This is a genomic window from Sphingobacterium sp. UBA5670 (assembly GCF_002420705.1).
Lineage (GTDB): Bacteria > Bacteroidota > Bacteroidia > Sphingobacteriales > Sphingobacteriaceae > Sphingobacterium.
Map to the genome: position 1 here is coordinate 158,527 of NZ_DIIM01000016.1, position 11,736 is coordinate 170,262.

The window sequence follows — 11,736 nt, forward strand, 5'->3', positions numbered from 1 at the left end:
AGGCTTTTTTTATTCCTTTATATTTTCTAATTTCATAGGAGTGAATCGTTTTTCTGCCGGGATAAAGGATTCATGGCCTAGCATTTAGCCAATATTAATTAAAACCTATTATGAAATATTGTAGCAAGATTTTGCTCTTTATAGGTTGTTTTATTGGCATAACCTGTATGGCGCAAACAAAAGAAAAAGTCGATCTCCAAGATTTATTTGAAAGCTTATCGGAAGAACTTCCAGAGGATGCCGATTTGAGCGAGCTGACAGAAAAGTGGTACTACTATCTCGAGCATCCAATTGATCTCAACAAGACCGATGGAAGAGAACTCACTGAATTACAATTTCTAGATCCTTTATTAATTGAGCAGCTTTTGGAACATAAGACCATTTCAGGGAATTTTATCAATGTGCTTGAATTACAATCTATTGATGGTTTCAATGAACGGATTGTCAACTTACTGTTACCTTTTGTAAGGATAGGTGCTGAATCTCCCCTTGAAACCCTTAAAGTGAAAAATTTTAAGCAGGAATTTACCCTAAGATACGCTCGGATATTTGAAAAAGCAAAGGGGTATCGTATCCTTGATACAACGAGATCCCGTTATTTAGGCGATGCCAATCGCTATGCGTTAAGATACAGAGCCCAATTAAACGATAGAATTCACCTAGCTGTCAATATGGAGAAAGATGCAGGGGAGCCCTTTTTTAAGGATAAGCAAAAGAAGGGGTTTGATTTCTATGGCATGAGTTTGTCGGTAAAAAACTTTAGCCGATTCAAGAATATTGTGATCGGCGACTACGCATTGCAATTTGGTCAGGGACTTAGCATGTGGAATGGTCTGAATTTCGGCAAAGGTGGATTAGTACAGAATACGGCAAGGCAAGGTATTGGTGTAAAACCCTATACTTCGTTAAATGAAGTAAATTTTATGCGTGGTATAGCCGGGACATTACAGATGAAGCACGTTGAAATTACACCCTATTTTTCTTATCTATCCATTGATGGAAAAGTTGACCGTACAATTTCTCCAGCAACGATTTCAACAATAGCAAGTACGGGTCTGCATCGCACTCCAACCGAACAGCGGTACCGTCATGCGGCATCACAAATGGCTTATGGATTGAATGTATTGTGGCGCTATAAAAGGCTCAAAGTAGGTGTTCACTTTAATCAAACACAGCTGGATGTCCTGAAAACGAAAGGGAAGGGGATAAGGCAAGAAGCTGACTTTGAAGGCGATGTTTTGCAAAATATAAGCCTGTATGCCAACTATACCATTCGAAATACCTATTTATTTGGTGAGTTTGCGAACAGTATGGACGGAGGCTCAGCATGGTTAGCGGGATCTATCATAAGTTTACATCCACGTTTATCATCGGTTATATTGCTTCGGGACTACAAAAGGAATTTTCATACTTTTTACGGGCAGGGATTTGGTGAATCGGATAATACCTCTAATGAACAAGGTGTTTATTTGGGATTAACTTATCAACTGGGAAGAAAATTGGTTTGGTCCAATTACGCGGATCTATTCTGTTTTCCGGGGGCAAGATATCAGGCCGATACGCTCTCTACAGGAGCTGATTTCTTTAGCCAGTTGAGCTACATTTGGTATAAAAGAGGACAGCTTTCGTTTCGTTATCGCTACCGACTGAAAGAGGTTAACTACATGGGAGATGGACATACCGAAACAGGACTTGTAAGTACGGGGAAACAGCAATTGAGGATGGAGCTACATTATCTCTTAAGTTCCACATGGACTATTCGCTCTCGTATAGAAGCGAATATTTTCCAAAAAGAGTATCAGGAAAACAGCTTAGGATATATGGTTTACCAGGATGTATTCTGGAAATCTAAAGCTGGAAAATTCAGGTCAAATATGCGGATTGCGTATTTCGATGCAGCAAGCTATGACAATCGGATCTATGCATACGAACAGGATGTACTGTATGCCTCCGGTTTCGGAATGTACAATACGAAGGGATGGAGAACCTATCTTAATCTACAATATCACTTAAGTCGCCATCTTCAGATATGGGCCAAATATGCGCTCTATTATTATCCGGGGAGAGAGACTGTTGGGACTGGATTGGATCAGATCGAGGGTAACATAAAATCAGAAATAAAGGTACAGTTGAGGTGGCAATTATGAAAGAGTTCAGTTTTCTACAAAGATTAGAGCGAGTTCCTATTCTTAAACTTGCTGCTCCATATGTTGTGATGCTTCTTTTGGCTTCTGTATTGCCAATGTCGGTTCGGGCATATCAATATGTACAACTGGCCTTGATTGTGATGACTTTGCTAACGATTTGTTGTTATTTGTTAAAAGGATCAATTCGCAAATATGGTTATACCTGCGCGTATTATGTATCTGTTGTATTATTTGGAATTTGCCAATTTTGGCGCAATGATCCGTTGGTCTTAAGTAACCATTTCGCCCTTTTAAAAGCGGATAGCTACGTGGTCAAAATTATAGAGGAACCCAGGGCGAGACGGGGGATTGCCCGTTTTTCAGTAGAAGTAGCCGGGGCTTATAGAAAAGGTGAATTTGTAGAAACTGCAGGTGTGCTCATGTTATCCCTAAAATCAAGCGGGAAAAATAACCTTCATTTTGGTGACTTACTATGGCTAAAAGGTTCAGTAAGGGAAATAGCCCCACCACTTAACCCGATGGAATTTGATTATCGGAAATACTTGAGGAGACACCATATTCAGCATGAGATTTTTGTAGCCGACGGTCGATTTAAGTTGATCAGTCGGAAAGGAACAAGAACTTTTTCGTTGATAGGACTCGCTTTGCAAGCGAGACGATATTTTATGATTAAGCTTCGGAATCATCTCAAAGAGGATGAAAATTTTGCTATAGCGTCAGCTTTATTATATGGTTCTCGAAGCGATATCAGTGCCGAAAACATCCAGGCCTTCACCAATACGGGGACGATACATGTGCTGAGTGTATCGGGAATGCATGTCGCTGTTTTATTCGGTTTTTTGTCCCTTATCTTTAAGCGAATTGCTTGGCCTCCCTATTTTGGATGGCTGCCCTTAATTTTGTTATGGAGTATCATCTGGATGTATGCTTTTATTGCAGGGCTTGATCCGCCCATTACGAGAGCAGCTATCATGATTAGTTTTGTCTTATGTGCACAGCATTTTAAACGAAGTTTCTCAAGCTTGAATTCGTTGGTTATTGCGGCAGTATTGATTTTGCTTGTGGAGCCTCGGGCCATTACTGATGTGGGATTTCAACTATCTTTTCTAGCCGTTTTAGGTATGATTGTATGTTCGCCGCTTGTCGAGGAACTTCTTCCCGTTAAAAAGCCTGTATTACGGCTTTTGAGAGATACACTGGCGGTGTCTATTGCCGCGCAGATCCTAACAACGCCACTGAGTCTGTATTATTTTGGACAGTTTCCAACCTATTTTTTAATAGCCAATCTGCTTGTTGATTTTCCTTCAACCCTAGTCATGTACCTGGGCTTTGTTATGACAATTAATCCGGTACAGTGGCTTAATGATTTCATGGGTTTTTTACTGGAACATCTCATTCGTTTTATGGTATATTGTTTGAAGTTTATTGATCATTTGGCTTTTTCGACAATAAAAATTGCCCCCATGGGACTGGGGCTTTTATTGCTGGCTTACGGTGCAGTCTTTTCTTTTTTGTACGCTTTCCAGTGGAAAGATAAAAGATACGTCTGGTTAGGGGGATGTTGTGTGCTTGGAATGTTGTTGATATCAGGTCAAAGGTGGCTGGAAAATAATTATGCAGAACGATTTCGGGTTTATAATACGAAACGTGAGCTGACGATGGGGTATTTCAAAGATGGCCGAGGTATCGTTTACAGCACATTTGATTCTTTACAAGTCGGAGGCCTGCAATATGCATGTGGAAGAGAAATCCAATTATTGGCTAAAGAAGACTTGAAGTTTGTGGCTTTGAATGGCCGGGAGCGGGAGAACTATCTTGTAACGCTCCCATTGGGTAAAATAGCTATTCTGTCACATGCGAAAGGGACCATGCCACATGCTGATCTCGTGATTGTTAGAAAAGATTTATGCTATGGTTTACCAAGGTTATTGAAGCAAATCAGGCCAAAACTTGTTATACTGGATGGGTCCAATTCAATGGAACAGTCGCTGCAAACACAACGCATGTTAGATAGTTTGGGGGTACAGAATTATCTCATGAAAGATAATTTTGCGTATGTTTGGGATAAGGAGAACTTATGACGCAAGATAGTATATCAATCTTAAGGCAATATTGGGGATTCGATTCATTTAGACCCCTGCAGGAGGAAATTATTCAATCGGTCATTTCAGGTAAAGATACGTTAGCTTTATTGCCGACAGGCGGAGGGAAATCGATTTGTTTTCAAGTACCAGCGTTGATGCAAGAAGGGATTTGTATTGTCGTAACACCACTTATTGCATTGATGAAAGATCAGGTTGAACATTTGAGAAAAAATGGAATTCAGGCGGTCGCAATTTATTCAGGAATGAAGAAGAGAGAGGTGGATATTACATTGGATAACTGCGTCTATGGGCAAATTAAATTTCTCTACCTTTCTCCTGAACGTTTGTACAATGATATGGTGAAAGAGCGCATTCGATTTATGAATGTCAATTTGTTCGCTATAGATGAAGCACACTGTATTTCGCAGTGGGGATACGATTTTAGACCGCCCTATTTGGAGCTTGCGAAGCTACGGGAACTACATCCTAAGGTGCCTTTTTTGGCACTTACAGCAACTGCTACCGAACGTGTCATTACAGATATACAACAAAAACTGAACTTTCCGGAGGAAAATGTATTTGTAAAAAGTTTTCTTCGGGATAATTTAGCCTATATGGCCATTGAGGAAGAGGATAAGATGGGACGTATGGTGCGCATTATACATAAGTTGGGTGGATCTGGTATTGTCTACGTCAGAAACCGTCGGGAGACGCAGGAAATAGCTCGTATTTTGGTTAATAATGGTATATCGGCAGATTATTATCATGCTGGGCTTTCGGGGCACGAACGGGATCAGAAACAAAAAGGATGGATGGCGAACACTGTTCGCGTCATTGTCGCTACCAATGCGTTTGGGATGGGGATTGACAAGCCGGATGTGCGATTTGTGATCCATCTCGATTTACCAGATTCCCTGGAGGCTTACTATCAGGAAGCAGGTAGAGCTGGAAGAGATGGAAAAAAAGCCTATCCTGTTATTCTTTATCAGAAGACCGATGAGCGGAAACTTATGGATAATCTGGAAGCAAGTTTTCCTGATATTCCGTTTATCCAGCAGACTTATCATTACCTGTGTAATCATTTTCAAATACCCTACGGTTCTGGAGAAGGAGTGACGGTGGATTTTGATGTTGTTACCTTTGCCAAAAAATATCAGCTGCCCTTGGTCCCGGTTATGAATGCACTGAAGTTTCTGGAGCGGGACACCTGGTTGGTATTGTCTGAAGCTGTAACAATACCTTCCCGCTTTAAGTTTGAAATTGATAGTGCAGAATTGTATAAAATACAAGTTCAGTATGCAAAATATGATAAGCTTATTAAGGCTATTTTGCGCAGCTATGGCGGTGTATTTGAAAACTATATCCTGATCAATGAATATGAATTTGCACGTAAGCTAGGTTTGTCTTATGATCGTATCGTAGCACTATTGAAGTCGTTGGAGACGTTGGAAATCGCGAGCTATTTACCTTCGACCGATGCGCCACAACTGACCTTTTTACAGAACCGTGTTGATTACAAACATTTACATATCGATCATATTTTTATTCGCGATCGCCATCAGGTGAAGGAAGCAGAAGTCAATGGCATGATCGGTTATATTGAACACAGCAATTGCCGCAGCCAGTCGCTGTTGTTATATTTTGGTGAGAAAAATGCTGGTTTCTGCCAAGTATGCGATTTGTGCCTGATCCGAACTCATCAGGAAAACCAACGGACAAGTATAAAAGCGGAAATCAAAAGCAGTTTGCTTGCCGCACCGAAAAATATTCATGATTTGGTTGCGAGCTTAACGATAGGTACGGAAAAGAAAAGAATAGAGATTATCCGCGATCTTCTGGATGCAGAAAAAATTCGTCTGGAGGATAATCTCTATTCCTGGAATACCTTGTTTTAACTTATTTTTCAACGGGAAGATTTAACTCTTCGCGCCCCCATTCCGACCAGGAACCGTCATATACGCGGATATTCTCCTGTCCTGTAAGATGACAGGCAAATGCTAAAATGGATGCTGTGATACCAGAACCACAGGAGAAAACGTATTCAGCGCCCGTAGAATTAAAATGATCAAATTGTTGTTTCAGTTCCTCTAGAGGTTTGTAAACTATTCCATCGAATAATTCTTCAAAAGGTAAATTCTTCGAATGAGGGATATGTCCACCGTGGAGACCTTTCCGTGGCTCGGGTACTAAACCACTAAATCGCCCTTTACTTCTAGCATCGAAAATATTGACTTCGGGATTTCGATAATGTGTTAAAATATATGCTTTATCTGCATAACGATTTGCTTGAAAATATGCTTTAAAGTTACCGGTCTTTAGCGGTTTTGTATAGTGATCTACGAGCGGAAATTTGTTTTTTTTCCAAGCAGGTACACCGCCATTTAAAATAAATACCTGTTCAAAGCCCATTACTTTAAACATCCACCAGGCCCTTGGGCTTGAGTATATTCCCCATCTATCGTATAAAACGACTGTACTGTTGTGATTGATTCCCAAGTTTTGCATCTCTTGTTCAAATATCGCTGTTGCTACGAGGGTATGCGGCAATTTGGAATTCGCGTCTGAGAGCTTTCCTTCGATGTCAAAAAATTGAGAATTAGGAAGTACTTCGAATTTGGCATCTTTGATGGATTGGCCAACCTTATCGATGGTACAGTCGAGGAGGATGATATCTGTAGATTGTTCCAAAGATTCCTGAAGTTCGGCAGGGCTAATTAAGGTTGATTTGAATGACATAACAATAAAGTTTATTGGTACAAAATTACAAAGCATCCTTATAAAAACAAAGCGGCTGTCCTTTTGGAACAGCCGCTTTTTATGGATTGAAATTGCTAATTACTTAGCGTTTTTATCATTTTCCATTTGCTCTTTCAATTGAGCTAACACATCTAAGTCGCCTAAAGTAGATTTTTCAACAGAATCTTTTACTTTTTTCACAGCTGAAGACTCAGCTTTAGCGTCTTTTTTACGGTTGCTAGACTCTTCTTTGCGAGCTTCTTCTTTCTCTTCTTCCCAGATGCGAGAGTGAGAAATTACTAAACGTTTGTTTTCTTTGTTGAACTCGATGATTTTGAATGAAGTAACTTCATCAACTTTCAATGAAGAACCGTCTTCTTTAACAGAGTGTTTAGAAGGACAGAAACCTTCAACACCATATTGTAAAGCTACGATATCACCTTTGTCACCAACTTTGATCACAGTGCCTTCGTGGATAGAACCTTCAGTAAAGATCGTTTCGAAAGTATCCCAAGGGTTTTCTTCCAATTGTTTGTGACCTAAAGATAATTTACGGTTTTCTTCATCTAATTCTAAAACAACTACTTCTAATGTTTCACCAACTTTAGTGAATTCGTTAGGGTGGTTGATTTTTTTAGACCAAGATAAATCAGAGATGTGGATCAAACCGTCGATACCTTCTTCCAATTCAACAAATACACCGAAGTTAGTCATGTTTTTAACAACAGCTGTTTGTTTAGAACCTACAGGGTAACGCTCAGTGATATTTTTCCAAGGATCTGGAGTCAATTGTTTGATACCTAAGCTCATTTTACGCTCATCGCGGTCTAATGTTAAGATTTGTGCTTCGATCTCATCACCAACTTTTAAGAACTCTTGTGGAGAACGTAAGTTTTGTGACCAAGACATTTCTGAAACGTGGATCAAACCTTCAACACCTGGGATGATTTCTAAGAAAGCACCGTAATCAGCAACTGTTACGATTTTACCTTTAACTTTAGAACCAACTTCTAATGCAGTATCTAAAGATTCCCAAGGATGCTCAGATAATTGTTTCAAGCCTAAAGCAATACGTTTTTTCTCATCATCAAAGTCTAATACAACAACGTTGATTGTTTGATCTAGCGCTAAAACTTCTTTTGGATGCTCGATACGACCCCAAGAGATATCTGTGATATGCAATAAACCGTCAACACCACCTAAATCGATGAACACACCGAAATCAGTGATATTTTTAACTGTTCCTTCTAATACTTGACCTTTTTCTAATTTAGCAACGATTTCAGATTTTTGGTTTTCTAAGTCGTTTTCAATTAATACTTTGTGTGATACAACAACGTTTTTGAACTCGTGGTTGATTTTCACAACTTTGAATTCCATTGTTTTACCTACGTATACATCGTAGTCACGGATAGGTTTGATATCGATTTGAGATCCAGGTAAGAATGCTTCAACACCTTTGATATCAACGATAAGACCACCTTTAGTACGGCTCTTAACGAAACCAGTAATGATTGCATCATTTTCCAATGCCTCATTGATAGCTTCCCAAGATTTTTGAGTTTTAGCACGTTTGCGAGAAAGTACTAATTGACCGTTAGCATCTTCTTGAGATTCAACGAATACGTCAACTTTGTCACCAACTTTTAATTCTGGTAAGTCACGGAATTCTGATAAAGAAACTAAACCGTCAGATTTGAAACCAACATTTAAGACTACGTCTTTGTTGTTGATAGAAACTACAGTACCTTCGATAATTTCACCTTGGTTTACTTGGTTGAAAGTATCCGCGTATTGTGCTTCAAGTTTAGCGCGTTCAGCTTCGCTATAATTTCCGAAACCTTTATCATTTGCATCCCAGTCAAATTCACCTTCTGGTGTGATCCAAGTGTTTGATTTGATTTCGTCGATTAAGTTTGAATCAGCTTCTGATTCAATTTTTTCAGTGTCTTTCACTACTTTAGTGTCAGCACCTTGTAGCTCTGCGTTTTTCGCTGCTAATTCTTTTTCTGCTTCTTGTTTTTTTGCCATTAATTAATTTTCTCCTTTTTCCTACTTTGTAGGAGTTGCAAAGGTACAAAAAAACTTTAAATGCAAAATTTTATTTTTCTTATTTTATTGAAAGACTTTCAGTTATAAAGGACTTTTTATTCGTATTGGCCGAAAGCTAGATGTTTGTCCTGTTGCTTAACGTGTTCGCTACTCTTTTTTCTGAAAATGTCTGATATTATCGGACAGAAAGAATCTTCAGTTTGCCTATATTGCTGTTGCTGTCTGCGAAGTCTATGAAGGCTTTGTTGTTAACCGTGTTGTGTAAAGCAGGGGAAATCTTTATTCCTCTTTTTTAAAAGAGTTGAAAATGCGTGGTTTGGCAATAACGATGGTTTGTTTAGACAGGGCGATCGCCGCATTAAGCTCATAACCCAATAATAAAATAAGCGTATTTAAGTAAATCCAGAGCATAATGACGATTAAGGTACCTATAGATCCATACAGTTTGTTATATGCACCGAAATGATTGATATAAAATGTAAATATGGAAAAAGTCAGTATAGCTAAAATGGTAGCCATAGATGCTCCTGGGCTAAAGAGTTTCCATTTATTGGAGTTGGAAGGACCAAATTTGTAAATACAGCTTACGGTAAAAAAGTAAATGGCGAATATGATCAACCATCGGGCAATCTTGAGTAGAATAGCCCAGAAACTCGACTTTATACCCGTTGTTTCCTTGAGGTAATCTATCGTAATTCCTGCAATGGTAAATATTGTCATCCCCACGGTTAAAGCAAATATAATGAGGAAAGCCAGTGCTAAGGCCAGTAAACGCTTTCTGATCCATGGTCTTTTTTCCGTCATGAGTGATGCCTTATTGAACGCATTCATTAGGGAGGCCATGCCATTAGTTGCAAAATAGGCCGCAAATACAAAACCGAATGACAATAGTCCCCCATTTTGGTTTTTAATGATATCTTCCAAAGTCGTTTCAACTACAAGAAACGCATTCTTAGGAATAACCACAGCAAGAAAGTCCAACAATTGTTCCTGAAAATTATTAATGGGAATATAGGGGATTAACGTAAAGAGAAAGATAATCCCTGGGAAAATGGCCAATAAAAAACTATAGGATAGGGAAGAAGCCTTACTGACAATGGAATCTCTAGAAAGTTCCTGGAAGAAAAATACGGACACTGTATAAAGTGGTAGTGAGCCAAAGCCCGGCAATACGACACGTTTACTCCATTCGATTAATCTAAAATAAGGTTCAAAATTTAATAGCCATTGGTGGATTTTCCCCATATCAATTAAAATATTTACTCATCTTATCCAGGAAAACTTGTGGCGGCATACAAGGTCTGTTTTTCTCCATATTGACAAAGACCAATGTTGTCTCTCCCTGGTTGAGTAATTCTCCGCCCTCATTGAAGAGCTCGTATTCAAAAATAATACGAACGGCAGGTTTCTGGCGGATAGTTACCCGTATGGTAATCAAATCATCATATTTGCCCGGTTTCAGATATTTGGTTTTCATTTCGGCAACGGGGAGCATGACTCCCATTTCTTCCAGTTCCTTATACGATATCCCCGTGCTCCGAAGCATTTCGGTCCTTGCTATTTCATAAAATGCAGCATAATTTCCATAATAAACATAACCCATTTGGTCTGTTTCTGCATAGCGGACACGAATCTGATGGTCAAATACAAACATTATTTTTTAATATTTCTTGCGTCCAATGCCTGTTGGAATTTACGGGCATTAATCAAATGCTCAGCCTCTGTTTTTGCAAAATTATGATAACCCGAAAAATCATCTTTAGCACACATGTAAATATAATCATGTTGCTTAAAGTTTAAGACCGCATCAATTGCAGCAATACTTGGAATTGAAATAGGACCTGGAGGCAAGCCTCTATAGATGTAAGTATTGTAAGGATTATCTGTTCTCAGGTGCTTATTCAATACCCTTCTAATGGTAAAGTCATTATTAGCGAAGATCACTGTAGGGTCTGCCTGCAATAACATCCCTTTTTTGAGACGGTTTAAATAAAGCCCAGCGATCATGGGCATTTCATCTTGGTGCAGGGCTTCACCTTTGACAATGGAAGCTAACGCACTGACTTGTTGTGGTGTCAAATTCAGCGCTTTTGCTTTCGCCGTGCGTTCCGCATTCCAGAATTTTTTCCATTCATCATCAAAACGAGCAATTACCTTTTCTGGACTGGTGTTCCAGTAAATGTCGTAAGTATTAGGAATAAACATAGAAATCAGATTTTCCTTTGTAAATCCGTACTTCTGCGCGGTAGCTTCATCATTCAGTACTGCGATAAATTGTGCAGAATCAGCTTCAAAACTTTTTCCAAGAAGTGCTGCCATATTCTCTTTTAGTCGAACATTGGCGAATCTGAATTTTACGGGTTCTTGATAGCCTCCAATTAAATTGCCAATTAAGCGTCTATTGTTCATTCCAGGTGTCAGCAGGTAACGTCCCGGTTTTACACTTTGTTCATATTTTTTGTATTGTGCTGCACGCTCAAATGAAGCAATATCATCCAATAGATTGGAATCTTTGATTGATTTCAGTACATCTTCATACTTTTGACCCTCGTGTATGTACAGGTACTTTTTCTCTCCCGATACATTCGAAGCAAAAAATGCTTTATAAAATGTCCAAGCAAAATAAGCTCCAACAACAATAACGATCAGCGCAATGATTTTTAACCAACTTGGTATTCCTTTTTTATTTTCCATTCTAAAATTTTTTATTCATCTGT

General features: G+C 39.0%; 8 protein-coding genes. 3 read left to right on the forward strand and 5 right to left on the reverse strand.

The annotated features are described in order from the left end of the window. Window positions 1-167: 167 nt before the first annotated feature. The 3 genes from B3C94_RS13570 to B3C94_RS13580 are packed head-to-tail and all read left to right on the forward strand — an operon-like array spanning window position 168 to window position 6,126. Window positions 168-2,147 carry a hypothetical protein gene (locus B3C94_RS13570; RefSeq protein ID WP_293904507.1) on the forward strand — a complete coding sequence of 660 codons (1,980 nt, stop codon included), beginning with the start codon at window positions 168-170 and terminating at the stop codon, window positions 2,145-2,147. Next, window positions 2,144-4,228 carry a ComEC/Rec2 family competence protein gene (locus tag B3C94_RS13575; RefSeq protein WP_293904509.1) on the forward strand — a complete coding sequence of 695 codons (2,085 nt, stop codon included), beginning with the start codon at window positions 2,144-2,146 and terminating at the stop codon, window positions 4,226-4,228. Before B3C94_RS13570 ends, B3C94_RS13575 begins: the two co-directional genes overlap by 4 nt. Then, complete coding sequence (locus tag B3C94_RS13580; protein WP_293904511.1) at window positions 4,225-6,126, forward strand: RecQ family ATP-dependent DNA helicase; 1,902 nt, start codon at window positions 4,225-4,227, stop codon at window positions 6,124-6,126. Before B3C94_RS13575 ends, B3C94_RS13580 begins: the two co-directional genes overlap by 4 nt. Window position 6,127: 1 nt before the next feature. Here the strand turns inward: B3C94_RS13580 and B3C94_RS13585 are convergent, their stop codons facing one another. The 5 genes from B3C94_RS13585 to mltG all read right to left on the reverse strand — a co-directional run bounded on the left by B3C94_RS13585 (window position 6,128) and on the right by mltG (window position 11,713). Beyond that, the gene (locus B3C94_RS13585; protein WP_293904513.1) at window positions 6,128-6,967 is read right to left on the reverse strand and encodes a sulfurtransferase; all 840 of its coding nucleotides are present in this window, start codon (window positions 6,965-6,967) and stop codon (window positions 6,128-6,130) included. Window positions 6,968-7,066: 99 nt separating this feature from the next. Beyond that, a complete protein-coding gene (rpsA, locus tag B3C94_RS13590; RefSeq protein ID WP_293904515.1) occupies window positions 7,067-8,998 on the reverse strand; it encodes a 30S ribosomal protein S1 in 1,932 nt (643 codons plus the stop codon). Between the two features lie 300 nt (window positions 8,999-9,298). Continuing rightward, on the reverse strand, window positions 9,299-10,264 hold the full coding sequence (locus tag B3C94_RS13595; RefSeq protein ID WP_293904517.1) for a YihY/virulence factor BrkB family protein: 966 nt from the start codon (window positions 10,262-10,264) through the stop codon (window positions 9,299-9,301). Window position 10,265: 1 nt separating this feature from the next. Further along, window positions 10,266-10,673 carry an acyl-CoA thioesterase gene (locus B3C94_RS13600; protein WP_293904519.1) on the reverse strand — a complete coding sequence of 136 codons (408 nt, stop codon included), beginning with the start codon at window positions 10,671-10,673 and terminating at the stop codon, window positions 10,266-10,268. Next, window positions 10,673-11,713 (reverse strand): endolytic transglycosylase MltG, encoded by a 1,041-nt coding sequence (gene mltG / locus B3C94_RS13605; RefSeq protein WP_293904521.1) that lies wholly within the window; start codon window positions 11,711-11,713, stop codon window positions 10,673-10,675. Before mltG ends, B3C94_RS13600 begins: the two co-directional genes overlap by 1 nt. Window positions 11,714-11,736 lie beyond the last annotated feature (23 nt).

What these genes read in the sequence shown, in the direction of transcription:
- B3C94_RS13585 (WP_293904513.1), bottom strand. Translation starts at nt 6,967, where the DNA reads ATGTCATTCAAATCAACCTTAATTAGCCCTGCCGAACTTCAGGAATCT.
- B3C94_RS13575 (WP_293904509.1), top strand. Translation starts at nt 2,144, where the DNA reads ATGAAAGAGTTCAGTTTTCTACAAAGATTAGAGCGAGTTCCTATTCTT.
- rpsA (WP_293904515.1), bottom strand. Translation starts at nt 8,998, where the DNA reads ATGGCAAAAAAACAAGAAGCAGAAAAAGAATTAGCAGCGAAAAACGCA.
- B3C94_RS13580 (WP_293904511.1), top strand. Translation starts at nt 4,225, where the DNA reads ATGACGCAAGATAGTATATCAATCTTAAGGCAATATTGGGGATTCGAT.
- B3C94_RS13595 (WP_293904517.1), bottom strand. Translation starts at nt 10,264, where the DNA reads ATGGGGAAAATCCACCAATGGCTATTAAATTTTGAACCTTATTTTAGA.
- B3C94_RS13570 (WP_293904507.1), top strand. Translation starts at nt 168, where the DNA reads ATGGCGCAAACAAAAGAAAAAGTCGATCTCCAAGATTTATTTGAAAGC.
- mltG (WP_293904521.1), bottom strand. Translation starts at nt 11,713, where the DNA reads ATGGAAAATAAAAAAGGAATACCAAGTTGGTTAAAAATCATTGCGCTG.
- B3C94_RS13600 (WP_293904519.1), bottom strand. Translation starts at nt 10,673, where the DNA reads ATGTTTGTATTTGACCATCAGATTCGTGTCCGCTATGCAGAAACAGAC.